The sequence below is a fragment of the Streptomyces sp. NPDC058664 genome (assembly GCF_042716635.1).
Lineage (GTDB): Bacteria > Actinomycetota > Actinomycetes > Streptomycetales > Streptomycetaceae > Streptomyces.
The window spans coordinates 79,810-104,815 of record NZ_JBHXRW010000030.1 but is presented as its reverse complement, the minus strand read 5'-3'; the positions used below and the strand labels follow the sequence as shown (position 1 = coordinate 104,815).

The following is a 25,006-nucleotide window of genomic DNA, read 5'->3' as shown; positions in this document are numbered from 1 at the left end:
CTTCTGCCCAACTGGGCGCTCAACTTCCCGCTGCTGCGCCGGCTCCACGGCGCCGGACGGCAGATCAGTGTCGCCGAACACCTGGAGCTCACCGCGCTGGTCATCGAGCGCTACGGCTGGCACCACGGCTCCCTGCGCTCCACCTCGGGCCGTCGCTGCATCCTCGGCGCCCAGGCCGTTCTCTTCCGCCTCGGCTACGGCGACGAGACCACCGCCCGCACCGCCGGCCACCACCTCCAGACCGTGCTCGCCGCCCGCGGGGTCAGCGAGCCCTACCACCGCTGGAACGACGCGCAGGGCCGCACCCGCGCCGAAGTTCTCACCCTCGTCCGCACCGCCGCCGCCCACGCCCGCCAGGAGGCCATCCGATGAACGAGACCACCTTCGAGGAGGAAGACCAGGACGCCGCCATCTGGGACGGACGCGGCATCGTCAACACCCCCGACAAACCCACCACCGCTACCGACAACGACTGGTGAGCTGACACGACGAAGCCCACCGGCCTTTCGCCCGACGACGGGCCCTTTTCGGCACTCCAAACTCCACCAGCCCCAGCAGAGGTTTGGTACCGCCCTACGCAGGCGCGCGAAGGACGACGTCAGCGGTTCGTTGACGGGAGATGCTCAGCGCTCTCATCGGCGAAGGCGCAAGCCCAGCTGATGCTCTCGCGATAGCTCTCTGGTGTGCCGTGGTGCTCCTTGCGGGGTGGCCCGTCGATCCACTGATGCCAAAGGCCGTCTGGGGCCAGGAACCGGGCCGCTTGATCGGCACGGAGTTTGGCATCGAGGTGGAGGAGCGCGCCCATGGCGGCTGGCTGGTCGTAGTAGAGGTCCGGGCGCCGCAGGTAGCGGTCGAGGTAGGCGGCCAGCAGGTCCGCGTCGGCAGGAGTGCCGAAGCTGGCCAAGGTCACGCAGTAGTCCGAGCCTGCGAAGCAGACCTCGCTGGCAAGCAGCAGTTCGCCGAGGCGTTCGCGGAACTCAGTTCTGCGGGCCACGGCGATGAGCCAGGCAGCGGTCCTGCGCTCGCGCCAGCCACCTTCGAGCAGGATGGCCAGCTCGCCGGGAGTGATAGCTCCGGCGTCTTCGCCCAGTGCCCGTACGAACTCGGTGCGTTCAGGATCACTCGTGCGCCGGATGTGGCCACCGAGTTTGAGGTAGCGCCGGTTGGGTGCGACGTAGCGGTGCACAAGAGCGAACAGCTCAGGGTCCTCGTTGGGGTAACGCATAGCTGCATCCTGCTCCTGGACAAAGCCGTTCGACCAATGCGTTTCTCAGTCGCACCGGTCGGCCCGTCGGACGGTGCCTGATCCACCACAGCCGCGCGATCCATCGCGCCGGCACCCCCTGACCCTGGGCATGAAGCGGCCGACGGCGCCCGTCATGAGACGTACCCCGCTCTTTGCAGGAGCTAGGCGGACGCGCCGTCGGCCATGTCCCCGAGCTTGTCAGCACCCGAGGTACCCGCACCCTACCCAGCCACCCCACCTTGTGATCAAGGGAGTTTCGGCATGGCCATAACCGTCTCGCTCGTCGCCCTCTTCGGACTCGTCCTGTACTTCCTCCTGCGCGCCGGAAACCTCGGCTACGGCAGCGCGCTCGTCGCTGCCGGGTTCGGGTTCTTCCTCGCCTCCACCGGCGCTGCCGGCCCCATCAACCGCCTCGCCCAGAGCCTCATCGACGCCGCCTCCAACCTCTGAGGAGACACACCGTGTTCGAGATCCGCGTCATCTGCGACCCCGACGACACCGACCACGTCATCGACACCCTCGGCAGCGTCTTCACCACCTGGTCCGCCCACCGCACGGCCACCCGCAACGGCGACCGCACCCGCATCTACCTGTCCGCCGACCACCGCCCCGCCACCCCGGAGGAGTGGCCGACGCCGGAGCAGGCCTATGCCAAGGCCCCGAGCATCATCCGGGAGATCGGCTGGGTCGCCCGCACCGCCGCCGACCGGCCGTTCGGCACCGAGACGAGCCGGGAGTTCTGGCTCCGCAAGGCCGCCCTGCTCGACCGCATCGCCCTCGGCGACGAGGTCGCCCCGCCCGTCAGCGACGCCACCACGGACGCCGACCGGGCCGCCCGGCGGCTCATGGACGTCGACGACGCGGCCGTGATCTGCGACCCGCGCCACTACGTCCGCCAGACCACCCAGTCGACCTCCTGACGGGCATGGACCCGCTCCTGGACTGGGGCGACGCCCGGCACTTCGACCGTGCACGTAACCGGCCGTGCGGCCTGTGTGGTCGGCCGACCCCGCTGCGGTCGCACGCCGGTGAGCCTGTCCACAAGGTGTGTGCGGAGGAGTGGAACGCCGCCCACCTCGGTGAGCCCCGCCGCTACACCCGGCCCGGGTCGGACCGGCCGCAGCACGACGTGGGCACCTGGCGGTTCCACAACGACGGCCCCGTCACCAACCAGCGGGTGACCGTCCTGACCCCGGTCGCCCCCATCACCCCGGTCACGACCGGCGCCGGGCAGTCCGTCGCTGGCGTCGCTGTCCCGGTCGAGCCGGGGCAGGCCGATCTGTTCGCCGCGTAACAGCCAACCGTTAGGGAGATCTCCGCGTGCGTTTCTACCTGACCACCCACAAACAGCACTGGGTCCGCGCGGTGCGGATACCGCTGTTCCTCAAGGCCCAGCACTTCACCCAGACCAAAATCCTCCACCCCGCCCTCGGCCCCTACGCCGTCGACTCCGGCGGCTTCACGGAGCTCCAAAAGCACGGCACCTGGACCCGCAGCCCGCGCCAGTACGTCACCGATCTGCGGCGCATCTGGGAGTCGGTCGGCCCCTATGACTGGGCCGCCGGACAGGACTGGATGTGTGAGGACCTGATCATCCACGGCGGACAGGCCGGCCCCCTGCGCTTCGCCGGCACCGGTCTCAGCGTCGTCGAACACCAGCGGCGCACGGTGAACAACTTCCTCGACCTGCGCAGCCTGGCACCCGACCTGCGGATCATCCCCACCCTGCAGGGCAACACGATCCCCGAGTACGAGCACTGCCGGGAGCTCTACGAGAAGGCCGGGGTCAACCTGCGGGCCGAACCGGTCGTGGGACTGGGCTCGGTCTGCCGCCGCCAGTCCACCACCGAGGGCGCGGCCATCGTCACCGCCATGGCCGCCCACGGGCTGCGCCTGCACGGCTTCGGCTTCAAGACCCTGGGCCTGGCCCGGGTCGGCCACCTCCTGGCCTCCGCCGACTCCCTGGCCTGGAGCTACCACGCCCGCCACCGGCCCCCAATCCCCGGCCACACCCACAAGAACTGCGCCAACTGCCTCGACTACGCCCTGCGATGGCGCACCCGCGTCCTGGACGACCTGCCCGCCTGGCACCAGCCCGAACTTGCGGCCTGACCAGCACGACCGAGGGCGGCCCCCGTCTCGCCAAAGCCGGGGCCGCCCTCACATCCAACCCGCTCGCAACGAATTGGAGACACCCAGCATGACCCATCCGATCCCCAATCCGCGAGACCACGCACCTCGGACGGTGACCGAGTGAGCGATCTGCCCACGATCGACCTGCCGGGCCTGGACCTGCTCGCCCACGCGATCAGCGCCGCCGAACGCGGCTGGCCCGTCTTCCCCCTCCGCTCTCGGGACAAGCGGCCCGCCGGCCACGCCGACTCCCGCTGCCCTCGCACCGGCCGCTGCACGGACGGGCACAAGACCCCCGAGCAGCGCGCGACCACCGACCACGACCTGCTCGCTGCCGCCTGGACCCACGCCCCGTACAACATCGGCATCGCCACCGGCCCCTCCGGACTGCTGGTCGTCGACCTGGACACGCTCAAGCCGACAGACGAAGAAGGAACGCCTGACGGCGTGACCACCTTTGAGGCGCTCTGCGAGCGCGCCGGACAGGCCGTCCCCCTCACCCACCGGGTGAGGACCGCGCGCGGTGGGCAGCACCTGTACTTCACCCAGCCCGACGGTGTCCGGCTCGGCAACACCGCCGGACGGCTCGGCAAGCACATCGACACCCGAGGGTGGGGCGGCTACGTCGTCGCCCCCGGCAGCCACACCCTGGACGGCTTCTACGAGGTCCTCGACAGCCGACCCCCGGCCCCGCTGCCCGCCTGGATCCTGGACGCCCTCACGGCCCGCCCCAAGCTCGTCCAGACCGCCACGGCGCCCCCGGTGCCGCTGAGCGTTCGGGCATCCCGCTACGCCGCCGCAGCGCTGCGCAACGAGACGGACAGCGTCGCCCGCGCCGCCGACGGCACCCGCAACGCCACCCTGCTCGCCGCCGCACGGGCCCTGGGACGGCTAGTCGCGTCCGGCGACCTCGCCCGGCAGGACGTCGAGGAGGCTCTTAGAAGGGCGGCGGCGGGGAACGCCACGCAGTCGCAGCGCTACTACGACGACGTCATCACCCGCGGGCTCGACTGGTCCATCGCCCACAACCCCGCCGGCGCCCGGAGGACGGCATGAACCACTTCCTCCCCCCGCCTCCTAAGAGCCGTCCCGTCCACCACATGCCCGAGTCCGCCGAACAGCCCGGCCGACTCCCGGCCGTGGGCACCCCGACGGGCGTCGCCGAAGGCGTCTCCTCTGGCTCTGACCCGCACCCGGCCCACCGCACTGACCCCCTGCCCCTGACCGATCGGGAGGACGCCGTATGAGCGCGCACGAGCCGGACCTGTGGGCCGGATTCGACGAGATGACCGCCGAGGACGTCGCCGGGCCGGTGTGGGACGAACCGGTCCCGCTCAACCCGCGCGGGCAACTCCCCGTCTTCCCCGTCGACACGCTGCCCGACTGGCTCGGCGCCATGACGGCCGGTGTCGCCGAGGAGACCCAGACCCCGGTCGACCTGGCCGGGTGCCTGGCGCTCGCCGTCATCGGCACCGCCGCCGGCGGACGCCTCACCGTGTCCGTGCGCGGGCAGTGGAGCGAGCCGGTCAACCTCTACACCGCTGTCGCCCTGCCGCCCGGCAACCGCAAGAGCGCCGTGTTCGGGCTCATGACCAAGCCCCTGCTCGCCGCCGAGAAGGCCCTCATCGAGCTCACCGCGCCGCAGCGGGCCGAGGCCGCCGCGGCCGCGCGGATCGCGAAGGCCGCCGCCGAGCGGGCGGAGAAGCAGGCCGCCAGCGCCGATGCCGAGAAGCTGGCCGAGCTGACTGCCGAGGCCGCGTCCCTGTCCCGGTCCGCCGAGCGGGCCGTGATCCCGGCCGAGCCGCAGCTCATCGCCGACGACATCACCGCCGAGTCCCTGACCACCCTGCTCGCCCAGCAGGACGGACGGATCTCCATCCTGTCCCCGGAGGGCGAGATCTTCGAGATCATCGCCGGGCGCTACTCCGGCGTCCCGAACATGGGGATCTTCCTCAAGGGCCACGCCGGCGACATGGCCCGCGTCAACCGCCAGGCCCGCGACGCCCAGTACATCGAGAACCCCGCCATCACCATGGGCCTGGCGATGCAGCCGGACGTCCTGGACTCCATCGGGCAGATCAAGGGCGCCGACGGACGCGGCCTGCTCGCCCGGTTCCTCTACTCCAAGCCCGAATCCCTCGTCGGCTACCGCAACGTCACCCCCGAACTCCTCAGCCCCGACACCGCCGACACCTACGCCCACAAGCTCGGACGGCTCGCGCTGACACTCGCGGCCTGGACCGAGACCGCCGAGCTCACCCTCACCTCCGAGGCCGACGCCGTCCTGCTCGCCTACCAGCGCGTCACCGAGTCCCGCCTGCGCAAGGACGGGACCCTGGCGCCGATCGTGAACTGGGCCAGCAAGCGCGACGGTGCCGTCGCCCGCATCGCCGGGCTGCTCCACCTCGCCGCCCACCCCGAGGACGCCTGGACCAAGCCGATCGCCGCCGCCACGATGGCCGACGCCACCCGGCTGGGGGACTACTTCACCGCCCACGCCCTGGACGTCTTCGACGCCATGAAGGCCGACCCCGCCCAGGAAGCCGCCCACAGCGTGCTGACCCACCTGCGCGAGACCCGCACCGCCACCTTCACCAAGCGGGACCTCTTCCGCGCGATGCCCCGCAGCGAGTTCCCCGCCATGAGCGACCTCGACCCCGCCCTGGTCCTGCTGGAGGAACACGGCTGGGTCCGCCAGCAGCCCCCGCCGCCCCGCACCACCCGCGGCGGCCGGCCGCCCTCCCCCCGCTACGAGACCCACCCCCGCATCACCCCAGCCGCCTGAAAACCCCCGGATCCGCTGACAGAACTGACAGAACCTCCCGACCAGCCACCTGACCTGCGGAAACGAGCACTTCCGGAGCTCTGACAGAACCTCCGGAAACTCTGACAGAACTCAAAAAACCTCCCCCGGAGGCGAGCGCCCGCCCTGACAGAACTGAGGTTTTCGAGGTTCTGTCAGAGTTTTTTGAGGTTTTGTCACGACCGTGGAAACGCCCAAACCTGCAGGTCAGAGGCCATCCGGCGAGGTTCTGTCAGTTCTGTCAGCACTTTCCGGGGTTCTGGCACCCCGGACCGAGCTGAAGGAGCCCGATGGCAACCACCAAGACGCCCCAGCCCAACAGCAACATCCTGGATCTCCACCTCGCTTCCGCCGGTGGTGATGCGGGGCACGTACGCACCGGGGGAGCTGCTGCACCCTCTGTGGAGTACCGCCGCCTGCATCGAGTTGAGGACGCGGCCGTGTTCCTCAGCATCAAGCGGACCAAGGCCTACGAGGAGGTCCGCCTCGGACGGCTCCGCACCGTCCGTATCGGACGCCGGCGCCTCGTGCCGAGCGAGTACATCGACGACTACGTCGAACTGCTCAAGCGCGAGGCCGAAGCCGCCTGACCCGTTTCACCTATGGGCCGCGCCGATCCTCGGCGCGGCCCTCCGTCATTGGAAGGCACGAATGCCCAACTCGTCCGACCAGCCGCGCAAGGCTGGCAATGGAGAAGACTCGATCTACTGGGACAAGTCCAAGAACCGCTTCATCGGAGCTGTATCGCTCGGCTACACCCCTGCGGGGAAGCGGCATCGGCCGAAGGTGTCCGGTAAGACCAAGACCGAGGTCCGGCTCAAGCTGAAAGAGCTCAAGAAGGAGCTGGAAGCAGGGGTCAAGACCTCCGCCACGTACACCGTCGAGCAGGCTGTTACGGACTGGCTCAAGCACGGCCTCAAGGGGCGTGATGCCGTGAGCATCTCCACGTACCGAAGTCTCGCCAAGAACCATGTGGTGGCCGACCTGGGTAGAGCGAAGCTGCGCGACCTGGAGGCGGACACACTCGATTACTGGTTGGACGAGAAGGCCATGGTCCTGGCGACCAGCTCTCTCCAGATGGTGCTCTCCATCCTGAGGCGCTCGATCACGCACGCTCAGCGGAGGGGGAAGGTGTTCCGCAACGTGGCCGAACTGGTAGAGACGCCGGAAGGCCAGTCAGGGCGTCCGAGTAAGTCCCTGACGCTGCTACAAGCCAAGGCGGCTCTCAGCGCGATGCTCGGCTCCTGGATCCACGCCTACCTCGCTCTCTCGCTGCTGGTTGGCATTCGGACCGAGGAAGTACGCCCCCTCACGTGGAGCCACGTGAAGCTGGACGTGCCGGACGGCACGATGCCGCACATCGAAGTGTGGCGCTCCGTGCGACGCACGGGCGAGACGAAGACGCGTAAGAGCCGGCGGACCCTGGCGATGCCGCAGCAGCTCGTCGCCATCCTGTGCTCGCTGCGCGAGACGCAGCAGGCGCAGCGAGAGTCGCTGGGACTCGTGTGGAGTGACGAGGACTTCGTCTTCGGCACGGCCAGCGGTCAGCAGCGCACCGCCGAGGACGTTCGCCGAGCGTTCCGCACTCTGCTCAAGGAGGCTGGGTTCGAGGACCCCGGGGCGTGGACGCCAAGGGAGCTCCGGACGAGTTTCGTCTCTGTCCTGTCCGATCACGGGATCCCGATCGAGGTGATCGCCCGGGTGGTAGGACACAGCACTACGCAGACGACGGAACAGGTGTACCGGAAGCAGCTCCGCCCGATCATCACTCAGGGAGCCGAGGCGATGGACGACATCTTCCCGGGGCCTGAGGAGCCGAAGAAGTAAAGCCGCCTCCAGCGGCGTGGCTCCCGGTTTGGCTCCCCTGGCACTCTTGGGGGCATCCAAAGCGGCGCACGACCAGCGGATTCCTCTCCGGAGCCGCTTACGACGCAGGAAAGGAGCGCCTGAGGAACAGGCCCGCCGACGCCCTACCCCAGCCGCCGGTAGCGCCGCTCCGGGCGTCCCGTTCCTCCGTACCGCAGGGTGATCTCCGCGCGGCCCGTCTCCGCGAAGTACTCCAGGTAGCGGCGGGCGCTCACCCGGGACAGCGAGCCGGCCTCCGCGCACTCCGTCGCCGAGAGGCCCGCCGGGTGGGCGCGGAGGACCGAGTCGACCAGGTCGGCCGTGTGGGCGGCGAGGCCCTTCGGGAGTTCCCGGGAGCCGCGCGGGCGGGTGCCGAAGATCTGGTCGACGTCCTCCTGCCGGGCCTCGTCGAGTTCGTCGAGGCGGCTGCGCAGCGAGGCCACGTGGCGGAGCTGCTCGTGCAGCGCCGCCTGGCTGAACGGCTTGATCAGGTAGTGCAGCGCCCCCGCCCGCAGCGCCGCGCGGATCGTGCCCACGTCCCGCGCCGCCGTGATGAAGAGCGCGTCCATGCCCAGGCCCGCCGCGCGCAGCTCCCGCAGCACCTGGACGCCGTCCATGTCGGGCAGGAAGACGTCGAGCAGCACCAGGTCGGGCCGCAGTCGCTCGGCGGCGCGCAGCGCCTCCGCGCCGCTGTGCGCGACCCCGGACACCGAGAAGCCCGCCACCGCCGACACATAGCGGCAGTGCAGCTTGGCGACCATGAAGTCGTCGTCGACCACCAGCACTCTCGTCACGCCGACCCACGCTAGGTCCCGACCACAACGACCACAACGTCCGTTGGTTGCGGAAGAGAGACAGCTTCTTAACGCGCGGGCAACATGTGGGCCACCTCACATCCCCCTTCCCCTTCGACACGAGAGGCGGCACACGTGCGGTTGCGCACCCCCTTCGCCCTCCTCGGGGCCGCGCTGCTCGTCCTGGTGGCTCCGCCGCTGCTCAGCCCCGGCAGCGGCTCCGACACCGGCACGCGGATACCCGGCCTGCGTTTCATGGTCCCCAACACCCCCGGCGGCGGCTACGACATCACCGCCCGCACCGCCGCCAAGAACGCCGAGGAGGCGGACCTCACCGGCGACGTCGAGGTCTTCAACCTGCCCGGCGCGGGCGGCACCGTCGGCCTCACCCGGCTCGTCGGTGAACGCGGCAACGGCCGTCTCGCCATGTCCATGGGCCTCGGCGTCGTCGGCGCCGTCCACACCAACCAGACCCCCAGGACCCTTGCCGACACCACCCCGATCGCCCGGCTCACCGAGGAGCAGGACATCGTCGTGGTCGGCAAGGACTCCCCGTACAAGACCATCCGGGACCTGCTCACCGCCTGGAAGAAGAACCCCGGCAAACTGCCCGTCGGCGGCGGGTCCTCGCCCGGCGGCCCCGACCACCTCGCCCCGATGCTGATGGCCCAGGCCGCCGGGATCGCGCCGAAGGACGTCAACTACGTGCCCTTCGACGGCGGCGGCGAGCTCCTCGCCTCCATCCTCGGCGACAAGGTCGCCTTCGGCGTCTCCGGCGTCGGCGAGTACCTCGACCAGATCAAGGCGGGGGAGCTGCGCCTCCTCGCCGTCACAGGACCGGAGCGGGTCCCCGGCCTCGACGCCCCCACGCTCCGCGAGGCCGGACTCGACACCGAGTTCACCAACTGGCGCGGCATCGTCGCCCCGCCCGGCCTCTCCGACGCCGAGCGCGACAAGCTCGTCACCCTCGTGACCGCACTGCACGACTCCCCGCAGTGGCGCGAGTCGCTGAAGACCCACGGCTGGGACGACGCCTTCCTGCCCGGCGAGGAGTTCGGCACGTTCCTCGCCGAGCAGGACCGGCGCGTCGGCTCCGTACTGAAGGAGCTGGGGCTGTGAAGACCTGGCTGCGTGAGCGTTCCGAACTCGGCGTCGGCGCCCTCCTGTTCCTCCTCGGCGTCCTCGTCCTCACCGACGCCCTCACCCTCGACGCCGACCTCACCGGGCGCGGCCCCGTCGGCCCCGCCACCGTCCCCCTCGTCGTCGGCTGCGGCCTGCTCGTCGTCGCCGTGCTCCTCTCCGTCGACGTCCTGCGCGGCGGCCGGGGCGAGGCCGAGGCCGGCGAGGACGTCGACCTGACCGAGCCCGCCGACTGGCGTACGGTCCTCCTCCTCGCGGGCGTCTTCCTCGCCTTCGCGGTCCTCATCGGACCCGTCGGTTTCCCGGTCGCCGGGGCGCTCCTCTTCTGGGGCGCGGCCTACGCCCTCGGCAGCCGCCACCTCCACCGCGACCCCCTGATCGCGGCCGCCCTCTCGCTCCTCACCTACGTCGTCTTCGACAAGCTGCTCGGCGTCCCGCTGCCCGGCGGCCCGCTGATGGGAGTGATCTGACCCATGGATTCCCTCAACTCCCTCATCGACGGCTTCGGCACCGCCCTCACGCCGATGAACCTGTTGTGGGCCGCGATCGGCGTGCTCCTCGGCACGGCCATCGGCGTCCTGCCCGGCATCGGCCCCGCCATGGCCGTCGCCCTGCTGCTCCCGGTGACGTACGGGCTCGAACCGACCGGCGCGTTCATCATGTTCGCCGGCATCTACTACGGCGCCATGTTCGGCGGCTCCACCACCTCGATCCTCCTCAACACCCCCGGCGAGAGCGCGGCCGTCGTCGCCGCCATCGAGGGCAACCCGATGGCCAAGGCGGGCCGCGGCGCGCAGGCGCTCGCCGCCGCGGCCATCGGCCACTTCGCGGGCGGCATGATCGGCACGATCCTGCTCGTCGTCCTCGCCCCGACGGTCGCCGCGCTCGCCGTCGGCATCGGTGCCCCCGACTACCTCGCCCTGATGGTCCTCGCCTTCATCGCGGTGACCTCGGTCCTCGGCTCCTCCCGCATCCGGGGCCTCGCCTCGCTCCTCATCGGTCTCACCATCGGTCTGGTCGGCCTCGACCAGATGACCGGGCAGCAGCGCCTCACCTTCGGTTCGCTCCAGCTCGCCGACGGCGTCGACGTGGTCATCGTCGCGGTCGGTCTCTTCGCCATCGGCGAGGCCCTCTGGGTCGCCGCGCACCTGCGCCGCACGGCGGGCGAGGCCATCCCGGTCGGGCGCCCCTGGCTGGGCAGGGACGATGTGAAGCGCACCTGGAAGTCCTGGCTGCGCGGTCCTCTCATCGGATTCCCGTTCGGCGCGATCCCGGCCGGCGGCGCGGAGATCCCGACGTTCCTGTCGTACGTGACGGAGAAGCGTCTGTCGAAGCACAAGGAGCAGTTCGGCAAGGGCGCCATCGAGGGTGTGGCGGGACCCGAGTCGGCGGCCTCCGCCTCGGCGGCGGGGACGCTCGTCTCCATGCTGACCCTGGGGCTGCCGACGACGGCCGTCGCCGCCGTGATGCTGGCCGCGTTCCAGCAGTACGGCATCCAGCCGGGCCCGCTCCTCTTCGAGCGGGAGCCCGACCTGGTGTGGGGCCTGATCGCCTCGCTCTTCGTCGGCATGGTCCTGCTGCTCGCGCTCAACCTGCCGCTCGCGCCCGTCTGGGCGAAGCTGCTGCGCATCCCGCGCCCGTACCTCTACGCCGGCATCCTCTTCTTCGCCGCCGTCGGCGCGTACGCCGTGGGAGGGGAGGCGCTCGACCTGGTCGTCCTGCTCGTCATCGGCCTGATCGGCCTGGGCATGCGCCGCTACGGCCTGCCGGTACTGCCGGCCGTCATCGGCGTCATCCTCGGCCCGGCCGCCGAACAGCAGCTGCGGCGTGCTCTGCAGATCAGCGACGGCTCGGTGACCGGTCTGGTGAACACCCCGTTCGCGATCACCGTGTACGTGGTCGTGGTGCTGCTCCTCGCCTGGCCCCTGTTGAGGAAGGTGATCTTCCGCCGTCGTAACGTGACGGTATGACAGACGCCTTGATCCGTCCCGCGGTCGCCGCGGACGTGCCCGCCGTGAAGGCCGTGACCGACGCGGCCTTCCACCACTACATCGATCGGATCGGTCTCGTACCGGCCCCGATGGAGTACGACCACGCGGCGAACGTGGCCGCGGGGCGGGTCTTCGTCACGGGCGACCCGGTCACCGGCCTCGTGGTGGTGATCCACGAGGCCGATCACCTCTGTCTGGACGAGATCGCCGTCCACCCCGACGCCCAGGGCACGGGCCTGGGCCGACTGCTGCTCGACTGGGTGGAGCGGCACGCCGGGGAGCTCGGACTTCCCGAGGTCCGGCTGCTCACCAACGCGATGATGTGGGAGAACCAGAAGCTGTACGAGCGGTACGGCTACGAGGTCGTCGAGCGCCGCGCGGACGGACCGTACGACCGTATTCACTACCGAAAGTTCCTCAACGCGCCCCCGAAGGGGTGAGTTTCGGACATGTGGCGGCCGGATCCGGTATCCCTGGCGGGCAGTAGCATCCCCCCACCCTGAAAGGACCCCGCTCATGCGCGTCCGACTCGCCCTCGCCGCCGGTGCCCTGCTGGCCTCCGCCGCCGCCCCCCTCGCCCACGCGGGAGGAGCCGCCGAGGACCTCTCCGTCCACGGATACGGAACCGTCGGCGACGACAGCACGGTGACCCTCTCCGGCACCTACCGCTGCCTCGACGACAGCGCGGGCCCCGTCTTCGTCAGCTCCACCCTCGTCCAGGGCGACCGCTCCGCCGGAATCGGCGGCACCCGCGCCGTCTGCGACGGACACCTCCACGAGTGGATCAACACCTCCGTCGTGAAGGACCCCGCCTACCGGCCGGGCACCGCCCGTGTGCAGGCCACCCTCATGCAGCTCACGACCGGCGGATGGGGCCTGCCGACCCCCGAATTCCTCGCCGTCGAGGAAGCGGCCGTCGAACTCCGCTGACGCTACCGGCGCAGCAGGTCGATCAGCCCCTCACGGCCCAGCGCCTCCAGCTCGTCGAGGGCCACGACGGCACGCTCCGCCGCCTCCGGATCGGAGGCGGCGAGCCCGCTCGCCGCGAACTCGTCCTCGTCGAGCCGCAGCACCTCGCTGCCGTCCGCCGACACCCACAGGTCCAGGTCCAGGTCCTCGACCACCACCCCGGCGCCACTGATCACGGCCGGCCGGGTGATGTCGCAGTACCAGCCCTTGAGGACGCCCTCGGCGGACCGCACCTCCTTGACGGAGAACCAGCGGTCGCGCCAGTAGTGCTCCACGAAGACGTCGCCCGGCTCGAACCGCACGAAGCCGAAGTCCCGTACCCCCTCGGCCGCCCACGGAGCGCGCACCGAGAGCCGGGCGCCGTCCTCCGCGAGCACCTCCGCCGGATAGCGGATCTTCGTCCGGCCCGCCTTCGTCAGGGTGACCTCAACCGATCGTCCGGACATGCCGCACCTCCGTCGCGCAGATCTCGTAACCGAACCACTCGTTGATCGCCAGCATCGGCCCGTTCCCCGCGTCGTTCCCGGTGAACGCCTCCACGCAGCCCGCCGCACGGGCCCGGTGCAGCGACGTGTTCTTGGCCAGCTTGGCGAAACCGCGCCCCCGGAACGCCGGGGCCGTACCGGTCATCCCCGAGGCGTACCGGCCCAGACCGTCCGTCTGCGCCGCACTGAACGCGGCGGGAACCCCGTCCACCACCGCGACCGTCGTCAGCGCCCGGTCGAGCAGCGGATGCTCCCAGGTCGTCGCCAGCCAGTGCGCGTAGTCGTCGAGCTCGGCCCCCACGTCCCCCGGCTCGTCGGCGGTCGTCACCGCGTCGAGGTCGAAGAGCGGTCGGGGGTCGGCCGCGAAGTCCTCGGCCGTGAGCAGCTCGACACCGGCCGGCGGAACGGCGAGCGGCGGCAGCTCGGCGGCGGTCAGATCGAGACGGAGGAAGTGCGCGGAACGGCTCGGCGCGTAGCCGCGCCGCTCGGCCCACGAACGGTTCGCCGGCTCGTCGAGGGCCCAGCTGTACAGGGTGCGCGCCCCCCGCTCGGCCAGGTACTCCTCGGCGGCCCGCAGCAGCAGCGTCCCGGCGCCGCGCCCCGGGTGCGCCGGGTCCACGTACACGTTCACATAGCCGATGCCCGGCTCCGGCGCGTCGTGGGCGATCCCCACCTGGGCGGTCCCGATGATCCCGCCGTCCTCGGTCACGGCGACCAGCGGCCGGTAGTGGCTCTCGGGATGGGCGTGCGCCCAGTCGAAGACGAGCTGCTCGGCGGTCGAGAGCATCCAGGGGAGCGCGGCCCGCCGGACCCGGGCGAAACCCCCGGCGTCCTCGGCCCGTACATCACGCACGATCACAGTCATGGGGCCGCACGCTACGGGCCGGGGGCACACCGCCGCCTCCCCTTTTCCGGTGGGGTGGGGGCAGAATCGGCGGCGTGACACTCACCATCGCCGTGGACCACGAATCCACCACCGCTCCCTACGAACAACTGCGTGCCCAGATCTCGGAGCGGGCCCGGTCGGGCAGACTGCCGGTCGGATACAAGCTGCCGACGGTACGAGGGCTCGCGGAACAGCTGGGCCTCGCCGCGAACACGGTCGCCAAGGCGTACAAGGCACTGGAGGCGGACGGGGTGATCGAGACGCGCGGTCGCCACGGGACCTTCGTCGCGGCGGCGGGCGACGCCGCGACCCGCCGGGCCGCCACCGCCGCCGCCCAGTACGCCGAGGAGGCCCGCCGTCTCGGCCTCAGTCGCGAGGCGGCGGAGGCGGCACTGAGCGAGGCCCTGCGCGCCGCGTACGACAACTGACGGTTCGCGGGCGGGGCGGCCACGGGCTCCCGGCGGGGCTCCGGGCGGGGGCGGTGGGGCTCCGCTCCGGGCGGGGCGGCGGGGCTCCGGGCGGGCGGCCGCGGACAGCGGCCGCTTCCGGCGGGGGCCGCCCGGCTTCCGGCGGGAACGGCTACAGGTAGAGGCCCGCCCCCGCCGTGCGCGGTTCGGGAAGTCCCGCCGGGGGCGTGCCGCGCCGCAGGGCGAACAGCTCCGCCAGCGTCGCGCCCTCGCGCGGCACGTCCTCCTCGCGGCCGAGCCAGGCCACCGACTCCGCCCGGGTCAGCGGCCCCACCTCGATGCGGGCCAGGCAGCGGCCCGGGCGGACCACGGCCGGGTGGAGCCGCTCCAGGTCCTCGTTGGTGGTGACCCCCACCAGGACGTTGCGCCCCTGCCCGAGCAGACCGTCCGTCAGGTTGAGCAGCCGTGAAAGGGCCTGGCCCGCCGTGTGCTTCGCCTCGCCCCGGATCAGCTCGTCGCAGTCCTCCAGGAGCAGCAGCCGCCAGCGCCCCTTCGCCGTGCCCTCGTCCTCCCCGATGGCGATGTCCATCAGATAGCCGACGTCGTTGAAGAGCCGCTCGGGATCCAGGACGCAGTCCACCTGGCACCAGTCGCGCCAGGACCGGGCCAGGGTCCGCAGCGCGGACGTCTTGCCCGTGCCCGGCGGGCCGTGCAGCAGCAGGAGCCGGCCGGCGATCGAGTCGGGCGTCACCTTCATCAGCCGGTCCATGGACTCGGCCACCGGCGCCGAGTAGTTGGGCCGGACCTCCTCCCACGTCCCGGCGCCGATCTGCCGGGTCGTCCGGTGCGGGCCGCGCCGGGGCGACACGTACCAGAACCCCATCGTCACGTCCTCCGGCTGCGGCTCCGGTTCGTCCTTCGCCCCGTCGGTCGCCTCCTTCAGGACGCGCTCGGCGAGCTCCGCGTCGGCGGCGGTGACGGTGACGTCCGCGCCCCGGTTCCAGCGGGAGACGAGGAGCGTCCACCCCTCGCCCTCGGCGAGCAGGGCGCTGCGGTCGTCGTCCTTCGCGGCCCGCAGCACGCTCGCCCCCGCCGGAAGCAGGGTCGCCTCCGGCCTGACCCGGTCCAGGCTGGTGCTGTGCGCGTGGGGCTGCTCCCCGGTCGCGAAGCGGCCGAGGAACAGCGCGTCGACGACGTCCGAGGGCGAGTCGCCGTCATCGAGGTTGAGTCGGATCGGCAGCGACCGCTGGGGCTCCGACGGTACCGGTGGGGTGTCAGCCATGGCGCCCATGATCCGGCAACCGGGCAGTGCGCGCACCGGGTTTCGAACGGGACGCTCCCCCGGGTCCGCAGGTCCGGCGGTACGTCAGATCCAGTGGCCCCGCACCGCGCCCCGGGCGCGCCGCGCGAGCGCGTACCCCTTCGTCAGGGCCCGGTCCGCCGCGAAGTTCCGCCCGATCGCCCGGCCCTCGACGAGCCGGGTGAACTCCTCGACGTCCGTCGACCGGCGCACGGTGACCCGCTCCAGGGCGTACGGACCCTGTCGGCGTCTGGCCAGCGCGTTGCCGACGGCGAGCGCCTGCGTGAAGCCGGCCTCCCGGACGGTACGACGGACCCGTCGGCTGGAGTACCCGTACGGGTAGGCGAAGGAGACCGGGGCGGTCCCCAGCTCCTCGCCGACGATCTCGCGGCAGCGCAGCGTCTCGAACCGGAGCCGCCGCGCGTCGAGCTGGTCGAGCTGCGGGTGGGTGTGGCTGTGTCCGCCGATCTCCGTACCCGCGCCGGCGAGCTCCCGCACCTGCGCCCAGTCGAGCATGGTGTCGAGCGCGCCGCCCGTCGCGTGCCTGCCGGGGAGCCAGCCGGTGGAGACGAAGACGGTGCTCGCGAAGGAGTGCTTGGCGAGCACCGGCAGCGCGTACCGGTGCACGCCCTCGTACCCGTCGTCGAAGGTGACGAGCAGCGGCCGGGCGGGCAGCGGACGGCCGGTGCGCCAGGCGGCGGCGAGCCCGGCGGTGGTCAGCGGCGTGAACCCCCGCTCGGCGACCACCTCCATCTGCGCCGCGAAGGCCTCGGGGGTGACGGAGAGTCCCAGGGTCGCGGGGGCGGGATCAGGGTCGACGGCGTGGTACATGAGGACGGGCACGGCCGTGGTGTCGTTCATCGAGTGGCCCCTTCGACGGCCCCGCCACCGGCCCCGACGGTGTCGCTCGCGGTCCCCACGGTCCCGGTCTCCACGGTCCCGGCCTCCGCGGTGTCGCTCGGGGTCCGTTCGACCGGCTCCCGTTCGATCGGTCCCCACGAGAAGCTCGTCCCGCTCCGCCGGGCGCGGAGCGAACCGAGGGCGTAGCCGCCGGCGGCGACCGTCACTCCGGTCACGATGGCCCCGGCCCGGCCCGCGCCGCCGGAGCGGCCGCGCAGCGCGTCACGGACTCCGCGCAGGACGCCCGAGGGCAACACCCTCGTGGTGTAGCGCCGTTCCGACTCCAGTCCCTTCTGCGCGCCGACGCTCCGCGCGACGAGCGCCTTGGAGAGGCCCTCGGCGTAGACCCTGGTGCGGAAGTAGGCGAAGCGCTCGCGGACGGCGGGCACCTTGTGGTGGATGACGGCCCGGTCGTCGATGAGGAGGATCGCCCCGGGCAGCGCCTTGGCGAGCCGGATGCACAGTTCGGTCTCCTCGCCGCCGAGGGGCCGCCGGTCGCCGTCGCGCCCGATGCCGGTGGCGAAGCCGCCCGCCGCGTCGAAGGCCGTACGACGGAAGGAGGCGTTGCCGCCGAGCACGTTGCGCACGGGGACCCGGCCCGGTGGCAGGCCCCGGTACGTGCAGCCGACGACCCAGTCGAACTCCTCCGGGAACCAGGCGGGGCGGCGGCCGGACTCCCAGGCGGGCAGGGTCCGGCCGCCGACGGCCATGACGCGCGGGTCGTCGTAGGCGGCGGCGAAGTGGTGGAGCCAGTCCGGCTCGGCGACCGCGTCGTCGTCGAGGAAGGCCACGAACTCGCCGCGGGCGGCGGCGATTCCGGTGTTGCGGCCGGCGGAGAGGCCGCGGGGGCCCGTGTTGGCGAGCACCCGCACCTCCTCGCGGAACCGGTGGTCCGGGAACTCCTCGGCGAGCCGGGAGAGCAGCCGCTCGTTGTGGTCGACCACGAGCAGCGTCTCCAGCGGCGGCAGCGACTGCTTCCGTACGGAGTCGACGGCGGCGAGGATGTCCTCCCACCGTTCCTCCGTGTAGACGCAGATCACCACCGAGAAGCCGCCCGGGGTCGTGCGGTCGTTCAAGACGTCTCTCCCCGGGGGACGTTGACCGAGAACGGAGCGGGCCGGCGGCGGGCCGCCCTGCTGGGCGACCTCTCCCTGAGGATGACCTTCAGGACGCGGATGCCGTCGCGTACGGCGTTGAGGTTGCTGACGCCGTGAATGCGGTTGTATTCGTGGCTCGGCACCTCCTGCACCTTGAGACCGGCCTTGACGACCCGGATGTTGATGAGGGTCTCGATCTCGAATCCGGTGCAGTCGAGGGTGATCTTGTCGAGGCAGTGACGCCAGAAGGCGTTGTAGCCGTAGCAGAGGTCGGTGTACCGGGCGCCGAACTTGCGGTTGACGAGCGTGCAGAGGGCCCAGTTGCCGAGTCTGCGGATGGTCGTCATGTCGTCCGTGCCGCCGCCGTTGGCGAATCGGGAGCCCTTGGCGAAGTCGGCGCCGCCGACGAGGGCGGAGACGTAGGAGACGATCTCCTGGCCGTCGGCCGAGCCGTCCGCGTCGACCATGACGATGATGTCGCCGGTGCAGGCGGCGAACCCGCTGATCAGCGCGTCGCCCTTGCCCTTGCCCACCTGCTTGACGACCTTGACGTCCGGCCAGAGTTCACGGGCGACGTCCACCGTGTTGTCAGTGGAATTTCCGTCGACGAGGACGACTTCGTGAATCCATTCCGGCAGCGTCTTGAAGACGTACGGAAGATTTTCGGCTTCGTTCATCGCGGGAATGACGACACTCACCGGCGGTGTGATCGCCAGATGCGAGGTGATGGCCCGGTATTGGGCGGCTATTCGACTCGGCTCGGTCATTTCTTGGCCCGTGATGGATGGGCGCAGGAACGAGCTCATGGGTCTGGTTTCCCTCTCGTCCGGTGGGCCGCCCACCCCTTGGGCGGTCCGATGGTGTGTCCGGTTCGAAAGGGGGGTTCTCGCTTCGCCCGCGCGGAATCGATCTCCTTGCAGGACCCGTGAGTTGGCATGACTGGCCGCGCGGTACCCGCCACTCGGCGCACGTTCGCACACCGAGCACGACACCCCCCTACCGCGCCTCACTCCGGGACCATCGCGACGCTAGAGCCCTCCCCTGAGCCGCTGTGCATGATGGTCCGTGCGGGTGAGATGTACGACGGTATTGATGAATGAGACTGTATGGCAAGCCCCGGATCCGTGGCCCGCTTTTCCGTAGTTTGGCGAAGCTTCGCCGGTCAGAAGTGCAACCGTCCCGATCGGATTCGATCAATCCGTTTGCGCGTGGGGAACGGTGAGGCGGGATCGCGCTCCTGTGCGTTGTTGTGTGAATGTGTCGCGATCTCGTTCGACCGCCCGGCGGTACCGGAACCTCCGGTTCCCGAGGTGGCCTGATTTCGACGCTCCCTGAGGGGACATCAGGCGATGTTCGTCGGCAGTTTTGACATGAACACTTCCGGAGCGGCGGATCCGATGCTACTACCTGGTAGCGCAGAGATCCTGCTACAGGGAGGTTCCATGAGACTGTCCCGATTCACCGCCCTCTCGTCCTCGCTCCTGCTCGGCGCCGTCCTCGCCCTCACCGGGGCGGGCGCCGCCCAGGCCGCCGAGACCGCCGCCCTCGACTACGTGGCGCTGGGTGACTCGTACTCCTCCGGTGTCGGCGCCGGGAGTTACGACAGTGCCAGCGGCGACTGCAAGCGCTCCACGAAGGCGTTCCCGGTGCTGTGGAAGAACGCGAACGCCCCCTCCTCCTTCGCGTTCACCGCTTGCTCGGGCGCTCGAACGGGTGATGTGACCGCCGGTCAGCTCGGCCCCCTCTCCGCCGCCACCGACCTGGTCTCCCTCACGATCGGAGGAAATGACGCCGGTTTCGCCGACGTCATGACGACCTGTGTGCTGCAGTCCGAAGCCACCTGCATCAACCGTGTGAATCAGGCCAAGAGCTACGTGGACACCACGCTGCCCGGCAGGCTCGACTCCGTCTACACCGCCATCAGGAACAAGGCGCCCGCCGCCCACGTGGTCGTCCTCGGCTACCCGCGCTTCTACCAGCTGGCCGGCAGCTGTGTCGCCGGCCTCAGCGAGAACGAGCGGAGGGCCATCAACGGGGCCTCCGACCACCTCAACGCGGCCGTCGCCAAGCGCGCCGCCGACCACGGCTACACCTTCTCCAGCGTCGTCCCGGCCTTCACCGGACACGAGATCTGTTCCGGATCCGCCTGGCTGCACAGCGTCAACTGGCTCAACATCGGGGAGTCCTACCACCCGACCGCCGCCGGACAGTCCGGCGGCTACCTCCCCTCCTTCAGGAGCGTGGCGTAACCGCGCCGCCCGCGCCCGTGGCGCCGGGACCGGCCGGAGCGGTGCTCGTGACACCGCCCGGACCGGGCCCGGCGCCACGGTCCCCGTCCCGTACCGCGTGATACACCAGCGCCGCCGCGATCAGCAGCGCCCCGATCAGCCCGGCGAGGAGCACCCGGCTCCGGCGCGGCGAACGCTTCCGGGGCTTCGACCGCGTCCGGCGCGGCGGAGGAGCCGAACCGGGCACCGGCGCACGTGCGGTGGGGACGTCCTCCGCCTCCCGCCCGCCCGGCTCGCCGCCCACCGGAGCGCCGGTCCCCGTTCCCGGGGGCCGTGCGCCCCCCGAGGCCAGCCGCCGCAGCTCCTCCTCGACCCGGTCCGCCGTCACGGGACGCGTGGGGTCCGGGTGCGCGAGCTCCTCGATCACGGCGCGGAGCGCTCCGGTCCTGTCGTCCGCCGAGGGCGACCCGGACACCGCCGCGTCGAGAAGCGCCCCCAGGGACCCCAGGTCGGCCTCCGGGCCCGGCCCGTCCCCCGGAGCCGTACCGAAACCGGTCACGACGACCCGGCCGTCGTTGGCGAGCAGGACGTGCCGCGCCTCCACGCCCCGGTGGGGCACGCCGGCCTCCCGCGCCGCCCTGAGGGCGGAGAGGACCTCGGCGCCGACCCGCGCGGCCTCGCGCGCCGGCAGCGGACCGGCGGCCTCCAGCGTCTCGGCGAGGGTGAGGCCGCGCACGAGCTCCGTCACGACCCAGGGCCTGCCGTCCTCGGTGGCCACCGCGAGGACCCGTACGACGGAGGGGTGCGAGATCCTGGCGGCGGCCCGTGCCGCGCGCTCGCGCCGGGCGGACAGCAGCGGCACCTCGTCCGCCGGGAGTCCGGCCGGGGCCCGGAACTCCTTCAGGGCCACGTCGTGGCCGCTCGTCTCGTCCAGGGCGCGCCAGACGGTGCCCGTCGCCCCCTCGGCGAGGACGTCCAGAAGCCGGTAACGACCCGCGATCACCGTCATGGATCCACGGTAGCCGAGGGGTGTCCCGCCGTCGCCGGTCCGTGGCTGATCTGTCGGCGGTCCGTCGCAGGTCCGTCGCCGGTCCGTCGGCGGCCAGGGGGGAACGATCTTGGTGGTGGAGATCACACCGGCCCGGCCGCCCATGGGTGGGGCCTCGGAGTGCAGGATGGTTCGTGACGGTTCGGCAGGTGTTCGGGTCCTGTCCAACTCGCCCTGGAATCAGATGGATTCGGACAGTGACCGTCAACCCTCGTACGCATGCGCCCCGTCATGTCGGCGGGATACACGGGTGTCATGGCGGGGCGATAGGGTTAACCTGCCCTGGGTCGGGTGCCCTTGTACGGGTGGGGAGTGACATGGAACAGATAGCAATGCGCAGCAGGCCGCGAGTGCCTGCCATCACCTGCGGGAGCGGCGCGACCAGTTCGCGGCTCGACCGTCATCTCGCGGTGCTCGGCGGCCCCGCCGTGCCCCAGCGCGAGGCGGCCGAGGCGACGCTGCTGATGCGCGAGCTGACGTCGCGTACGCCCGAGGTGCCGGTGCACGGTCACCGCAGCCGCAGCGCGCGGGTCTCGCTCTTCGCCCCGCTCCGCCGACTGCGCCGCTCCCTCTTCGGAACGCGCCGCTAGGGGGCGGGTGCCGGGCCGCGGCTCCCGAGGTTCCCGCCCGCTGCCGCCCGGTGGCCCGTACGACTCCGACTGCGACACCGCCGGACGTGTCCCCGCCCGTCCGGCGCTCAGTCGTATCCGCCAGAGGTGGCGTCAGGCGATCACGCCCGCCCTCCTCAGCTCCTTCACCTCCGACTCCGGCACCCCGAGCCCGGCGAGCACCTCGTCCGTGTCCTGCCCGAGGGCCGGGATCCGGTCCATCCGCGGCTCCGGCGCGTCCGGGAACACGATCGGCGGCAGCAGCGCCCGCAACGGTCCGACCTGCGACTCCACCTCGCGCCAGCGGTCACGGGCCGTCAGCTGGGGATGCCCGGCGAGCTCCGCGACCGAGTTGAGCCGGGCGCAGGCGATGCCCGCCGCGTCGAGCCGGGCCAGCGCATCGGGCGCGGTCAGCGGGGCCAGTGCCGCCGCGACCACCGCGTCCGTCGCCGCGCGCCCGGCCACCCGGGCCGTGTTCGTCGCGAACGCCGGGGCGTCGGCCAGTTCCGGGCGGCCGATGACCTGTTCCGCGAGCCGCCGCCACTCCCGGTCGTTCTGCACGGAGAGCAGCACCAGGCCACCGTCCGCCGTCGGATAGGCGTCGTACGGCGCGATCACCGCGTGCGCGAGCCCCGTACGCGCCGGGGGCGTACCCCCGTGCGTCCCGTAGTGCAACGGATGCCCCATCCACTCGGCGAGGGAGTCGAGCAGGGAGACCTCCACCGGTCCGCCCCGGCCGGTCGTGCCGCGTCGTACGAGCGCGGCGAGGACGCCGGAGAAGGCGTACATGCCGGCCGCGATGTCGGCCGCCGGGATCCCCGACTTGACCGGCCGCTCCGGTGTGCCGGTCACCGACACGAGACCCGCCTCGCACTGGACGAGCATGTCGTACGCCCGCTTGTGCGCGTACGGGCCCCTTGCCCCGTACCCCGAGACGTCGACGGCGATCAGCCGGGGGTGCGCGGCGCACAGGGCGGCGGCGTCGAGGCCGAGCCTGGCCGCCGCCCCCTGGGCCAGGTTCTGCACGAAGACGTCCGCGCCGGCCACCATCCGCCGGACGAGGGCGAGGCCGCGAGGATCCTTGAGGTCGACCGCCACGGACTCCTTGCCGCGGTTGCACCACACGAAGTGGGAGGCGAGGCCCCGGGCGGCCGTGTCGTACCCGCGGGCGAAGTCCCCGCCGTCGGGCCGCTCGATCTTGACGACGCGGGCGCCGAGGTCGGCGAGCTGCCGGGTGGCGAAGGGGGCGGCGACGGCCTGCTCGACGGCGACGACCGTGATCCCTTCGAGGGGGAGTGGCTGAGTGCTCATGGAAGCCCTGCCTACCCTGCGGGGCCGGTCCCTGTCACCGGGACGTGCCTCACAGGCCCGGGTCAGCCCCGGGCGTAGCGGCGTACCGCGAGGGGGGCGAAGAGGGCGATCAGGCCCAGCGACCAGAGCAGCGCCCCGGCGACCGGGTGGGCCACGGGCCAGGCCGCGTCCGCCGGTACGGGCGCGTTGCCGAAGAGGACCCGTACCGCCGTGGTGACCGCCGAGACCGGGTTCCACTCGGCGACCGTGCGCAGCCAGTCCGGCATGCCGTCGGTCGGGATGTACGCGTTGGACAGCAGCGGCAGCATGAACGTGGCGCTGCCGAGCTGCCCCGCCGCCTCCTCGCTCTTCGAGGCCAGGCCGAGCAGGATGCCCACCCAGGTCGTGGCGAAGCGGAACAGGAGCAGCAGGCCGAGGGCGCCCAGGGCCTCCGGCGCCGTCCCCTCGATCCGCCAGCCCATGGCGAGCCCGACCAGGACCAGCGGGACCGTGCCGACGGCACTGGCCACCAGGTCGGCGAGCGCCTGTCCGAGAGGGACGGCGGCCCGGCTCACGGGCATGGTCCTGAAGCGGTCCATGACGCCCCGGTGGGAGTCCTGGGCGGCCTGGAACATGCCGGTCATGAGGCCGCCGGCGGCCGTCGCGACCAGCAGGCCGGGCACCAGCTGGGAGCGGTACTCGGCGCCGGGCACGGCGAGCGCGCTGCCGAACACGTACCCGAAGAACAACAGGAACACGATCGGCATCGTCTGCGTCATGACGGTGATCGCGGGCGCGTGCCGGACGCGCTGGAGGTGGCGGCCGAGGACGGCGGTCCCGTCGTGGACGAGGGCGCTCACGCGACGAGCTCCTTCCGGACGGTGAGGCGCAGGAACACCTCGTCGAGGGTGGGCGGACGCAGGGAGACGTCGATGACGTGTACCCCGGCGGCGTCGAGCTCGCGGACGATCCGGGGGAGGGTGAGCGTGGTGTCCGTGGCCACCGCGCCGGCCGTGCGGCGCTCGGCGTCCAGGACGGGGGCCGAGCCGGTCAGCCGGTCGAGGACGGCCGCGGCCGCGTCGAGGGACGAGGGGGCGCCCACGACGACCTCGGCGTAGCTGCCGACCAGGGCCTTGAGTTCGGCCGGGGTGCCGCGCTGCGCGACCCGTCCCTCGTCGATCAGGACGATGTCGTCGGCGAGCTGGTCGGCCTCCTCCAGGTACTGCGTGGTCAGCAGCACGGTGGTGCCCCCGGCGGCCAATTCCCGTACGGCGTCCCAGATCCCGTTGCGGCTGTGCGGGTCGAGTCCGGTCGTGGGTTCGTCGAGGAAGAGGACGCGCGGCGGTACGAGCAGGCTCGCCGCCAGGTCGAGCCGGCGCCGCATGCCGCCGGAGTACGTGCGGGCGGGCCGCCCGGCCGCGGCGGCGAGGCCGAACCGCTCCAGGAGTTCGTCGGCGCGGGCGCGCGGGGCGCGCAGCAGACGGGCGAAGAGCCGCAGGTTCTCGGCGCCGGTCAGGTCGCCGTCGACGGAGGCGTACTGCCCCGTGACCGCGATCCGCTTCCGCACCCCCGCCGGGTCGCGCACCACGTCGTGGCCGGCCACGAGCGCGCTTCCCGCATCGGGCTTCACCAGGGTCGTCAGGACACGGACGGCGGTGGTCTTGCCGGCGCCGTTGGGGCCGAGGACGCCGCAGACGGAGCCCTCGGGGACGGCGAGGTCGAGGCCGCGCAGGGCGGGGACCTCGCCGTAACGCTTCTGCAGACCTTCACTAAGTACAGCGTACGTAGTCGTCATGGCGCGACCATACCGCACTACGTACGGTGTACGTCACTACG

General features: G+C 71.7%; 28 protein-coding genes and 1 pseudogene. 17 read left to right on the top strand and 12 right to left on the bottom strand.

Features of this window, described 5'->3' with window-relative positions; genetic code table 11:
* Positions 1-372, top strand: a pseudogene (locus ACFWUY_RS24255) (hypothetical protein); the annotation flags it as partial.
* Between the two features lie 226 nt (positions 373-598).
* Here the strand turns inward: ACFWUY_RS24255 and ACFWUY_RS24250 are convergent.
* Positions 599-1,225, bottom strand: coding sequence for a DUF6000 family protein (locus ACFWUY_RS24250; protein ID WP_384112610.1), 627 nt, complete (start codon positions 1,223-1,225; stop codon positions 599-601).
* A gap of 282 nt (positions 1,226-1,507) precedes the next feature.
* Here ACFWUY_RS24250 and ACFWUY_RS24245 point away from each other — a divergent pair, with 282 nt between their 5' ends.
* From ACFWUY_RS24245 to xerC, 8 genes are all read left to right on the top strand, one after another.
* Positions 1,508-1,696: a hypothetical protein gene (locus tag ACFWUY_RS24245; RefSeq protein WP_384112606.1), complete on the top strand. Its 189-nt coding sequence runs from the start codon at positions 1,508-1,510 to the stop codon at positions 1,694-1,696.
* A gap of 11 nt (positions 1,697-1,707) precedes the next feature.
* Positions 1,708-2,166: a hypothetical protein gene (locus ACFWUY_RS24240; protein WP_384112596.1), complete on the top strand. Its 459-nt coding sequence runs from the start codon at positions 1,708-1,710 to the stop codon at positions 2,164-2,166.
* Between the two features lie 5 nt (positions 2,167-2,171).
* Positions 2,172-2,540: a hypothetical protein gene (locus ACFWUY_RS24235; protein WP_384112593.1), complete on the top strand. Its 369-nt coding sequence runs from the start codon at positions 2,172-2,174 to the stop codon at positions 2,538-2,540.
* A gap of 26 nt (positions 2,541-2,566) precedes the next feature.
* Complete coding sequence (locus ACFWUY_RS24230; RefSeq protein ID WP_384112590.1) at positions 2,567-3,358, top strand: hypothetical protein; 792 nt, start codon at positions 2,567-2,569, stop codon at positions 3,356-3,358.
* Between the two features lie 141 nt (positions 3,359-3,499).
* Complete coding sequence (locus ACFWUY_RS24225) at positions 3,500-4,435, top strand: bifunctional DNA primase/polymerase (RefSeq protein ID WP_384112587.1); 936 nt, start codon at positions 3,500-3,502, stop codon at positions 4,433-4,435.
* Between the two features lie 187 nt (positions 4,436-4,622).
* On the top strand, positions 4,623-6,164 hold the full coding sequence (locus tag ACFWUY_RS24220) for a YfjI family protein (protein ID WP_384112584.1): 1,542 nt from the start codon (positions 4,623-4,625) through the stop codon (positions 6,162-6,164).
* Between the two features lie 308 nt (positions 6,165-6,472).
* Complete coding sequence (locus ACFWUY_RS24215) at positions 6,473-6,772, top strand: helix-turn-helix domain-containing protein (RefSeq protein WP_384112581.1); 300 nt, start codon at positions 6,473-6,475, stop codon at positions 6,770-6,772.
* Positions 6,773-6,833: 61 nt separating this feature from the next.
* Positions 6,834-8,009, top strand: a complete 1,176-nt coding sequence (gene xerC / locus ACFWUY_RS24210; RefSeq protein ID WP_384112578.1) for a tyrosine recombinase XerC — start codon at positions 6,834-6,836, stop codon at positions 8,007-8,009.
* Positions 8,010-8,152: 143 nt separating this feature from the next.
* Here the strand turns inward: xerC and ACFWUY_RS24205 are convergent, their stop codons facing one another.
* Positions 8,153-8,821, bottom strand: a complete 669-nt coding sequence (locus ACFWUY_RS24205; RefSeq protein WP_384112575.1) for a response regulator — start codon at positions 8,819-8,821, stop codon at positions 8,153-8,155.
* A gap of 135 nt (positions 8,822-8,956) precedes the next feature.
* On the opposite strand from ACFWUY_RS24205, the gene ACFWUY_RS24200 reads away from it, so the two are divergent.
* The 5 genes from ACFWUY_RS24200 (at position 8,957) to ACFWUY_RS24180 (ending at position 12,882) form a co-directional block, all read left to right on the top strand.
* The gene (locus tag ACFWUY_RS24200; protein ID WP_384112573.1) at positions 8,957-9,940 is read left to right on the top strand and encodes a Bug family tripartite tricarboxylate transporter substrate binding protein; all 984 of its coding nucleotides are present in this window, start codon (positions 8,957-8,959) and stop codon (positions 9,938-9,940) included.
* Positions 9,937-10,431, top strand: a complete 495-nt coding sequence (locus tag ACFWUY_RS24195) for a tripartite tricarboxylate transporter TctB family protein (RefSeq protein ID WP_384112570.1) — start codon at positions 9,937-9,939, stop codon at positions 10,429-10,431. The genes ACFWUY_RS24200 and ACFWUY_RS24195 overlap by 4 nt, the downstream gene beginning before the upstream one ends.
* Positions 10,432-10,434: 3 nt before the next feature.
* Positions 10,435-11,931 (top strand): tripartite tricarboxylate transporter permease, encoded by a 1,497-nt coding sequence (locus ACFWUY_RS24190; RefSeq protein ID WP_384112568.1) that lies wholly within the window; start codon positions 10,435-10,437, stop codon positions 11,929-11,931.
* Positions 11,928-12,392 carry a GNAT family N-acetyltransferase gene (locus ACFWUY_RS24185; RefSeq protein ID WP_384112564.1) on the top strand — a complete coding sequence of 155 codons (465 nt, stop codon included), beginning with the start codon at positions 11,928-11,930 and terminating at the stop codon, positions 12,390-12,392. Before ACFWUY_RS24190 ends, ACFWUY_RS24185 begins: the two co-directional genes overlap by 4 nt.
* 76 nt (positions 12,393-12,468) lie before the next feature.
* Positions 12,469-12,882 carry a DUF6299 family protein gene (locus tag ACFWUY_RS24180; RefSeq protein WP_384112561.1) on the top strand — a complete coding sequence of 138 codons (414 nt, stop codon included), beginning with the start codon at positions 12,469-12,471 and terminating at the stop codon, positions 12,880-12,882.
* A gap of 2 nt (positions 12,883-12,884) precedes the next feature.
* On the opposite strand, the gene ACFWUY_RS24175 is transcribed toward ACFWUY_RS24180, so the two are convergent.
* Positions 12,885-13,367 (bottom strand): DUF402 domain-containing protein, encoded by a 483-nt coding sequence (locus ACFWUY_RS24175; protein WP_384112558.1) that lies wholly within the window; start codon positions 13,365-13,367, stop codon positions 12,885-12,887.
* Positions 13,348-14,271 (bottom strand): GNAT family N-acetyltransferase, encoded by a 924-nt coding sequence (locus tag ACFWUY_RS24170; RefSeq protein ID WP_384112555.1) that lies wholly within the window; start codon positions 14,269-14,271, stop codon positions 13,348-13,350. Before ACFWUY_RS24170 ends, ACFWUY_RS24175 begins: the two co-directional genes overlap by 20 nt.
* Before the next feature lie 74 nt (positions 14,272-14,345).
* Here ACFWUY_RS24170 and ACFWUY_RS24165 point away from each other — a divergent pair, with 74 nt between their 5' ends.
* The gene (locus ACFWUY_RS24165) at positions 14,346-14,720 is read left to right on the top strand and encodes a GntR family transcriptional regulator (RefSeq protein WP_384112552.1); all 375 of its coding nucleotides are present in this window, start codon (positions 14,346-14,348) and stop codon (positions 14,718-14,720) included.
* Between the two features lie 151 nt (positions 14,721-14,871).
* Here ACFWUY_RS24165 and ACFWUY_RS24160 read toward each other — a convergent pair whose 3' ends face one another.
* The 4 genes from ACFWUY_RS24160 to ACFWUY_RS24145 form a co-directional block, all read right to left on the bottom strand.
* Complete coding sequence (locus tag ACFWUY_RS24160; protein ID WP_384112549.1) at positions 14,872-15,990, bottom strand: DUF5925 domain-containing protein; 1,119 nt, start codon at positions 15,988-15,990, stop codon at positions 14,872-14,874.
* A gap of 75 nt (positions 15,991-16,065) precedes the next feature.
* Positions 16,066-16,860, bottom strand: coding sequence for a polysaccharide deacetylase family protein (locus tag ACFWUY_RS24155; protein WP_384112546.1), 795 nt, complete (start codon positions 16,858-16,860; stop codon positions 16,066-16,068).
* The gene (locus ACFWUY_RS24150; protein ID WP_384112542.1) at positions 16,857-17,975 is read right to left on the bottom strand and encodes a glycosyltransferase family 2 protein; all 1,119 of its coding nucleotides are present in this window, start codon (positions 17,973-17,975) and stop codon (positions 16,857-16,859) included. The genes ACFWUY_RS24155 and ACFWUY_RS24150 overlap by 4 nt, the downstream gene beginning before the upstream one ends.
* On the bottom strand, positions 17,972-18,802 hold the full coding sequence (locus tag ACFWUY_RS24145) for a glycosyltransferase family 2 protein (RefSeq protein ID WP_384112539.1): 831 nt from the start codon (positions 18,800-18,802) through the stop codon (positions 17,972-17,974). The genes ACFWUY_RS24150 and ACFWUY_RS24145 overlap by 4 nt, the downstream gene beginning before the upstream one ends.
* Positions 18,803-19,438: 636 nt before the next feature.
* Here ACFWUY_RS24145 and ACFWUY_RS24140 point away from each other — a divergent pair.
* Positions 19,439-20,245, top strand: coding sequence for an SGNH/GDSL hydrolase family protein (locus tag ACFWUY_RS24140; protein WP_384112536.1), 807 nt, complete (start codon positions 19,439-19,441; stop codon positions 20,243-20,245).
* Here ACFWUY_RS24140 and ACFWUY_RS24135 read toward each other — a convergent pair.
* On the bottom strand, positions 20,229-21,233 hold the full coding sequence (locus ACFWUY_RS24135; RefSeq protein ID WP_384112532.1) for a protein kinase: 1,005 nt from the start codon (positions 21,231-21,233) through the stop codon (positions 20,229-20,231). The genes ACFWUY_RS24140 and ACFWUY_RS24135 overlap by 17 nt on opposite strands.
* A 356-nt stretch (positions 21,234-21,589) precedes the next feature.
* On the opposite strand from ACFWUY_RS24135, the gene ACFWUY_RS24130 reads away from it, so the two are divergent.
* Complete coding sequence (locus ACFWUY_RS24130; RefSeq protein WP_384112529.1) at positions 21,590-21,862, top strand: hypothetical protein; 273 nt, start codon at positions 21,590-21,592, stop codon at positions 21,860-21,862.
* Between the two features lie 132 nt (positions 21,863-21,994).
* Here the strand turns inward: ACFWUY_RS24130 and ACFWUY_RS24125 are convergent, their stop codons facing one another.
* From ACFWUY_RS24125 to ACFWUY_RS24115, 3 genes are all read right to left on the bottom strand, one after another.
* Positions 21,995-23,191, bottom strand: coding sequence for a CaiB/BaiF CoA transferase family protein (locus ACFWUY_RS24125; protein ID WP_384112526.1), 1,197 nt, complete (start codon positions 23,189-23,191; stop codon positions 21,995-21,997).
* 62 nt (positions 23,192-23,253) lie between these two features.
* Positions 23,254-24,030 (bottom strand): ABC transporter permease, encoded by a 777-nt coding sequence (locus tag ACFWUY_RS24120; RefSeq protein WP_384112523.1) that lies wholly within the window; start codon positions 24,028-24,030, stop codon positions 23,254-23,256.
* Positions 24,027-24,965 (bottom strand): ATP-binding cassette domain-containing protein, encoded by a 939-nt coding sequence (locus tag ACFWUY_RS24115; protein WP_384112520.1) that lies wholly within the window; start codon positions 24,963-24,965, stop codon positions 24,027-24,029. Before ACFWUY_RS24115 ends, ACFWUY_RS24120 begins: the two co-directional genes overlap by 4 nt.
* Positions 24,966-25,006: the final 41 nt, after the last annotated feature.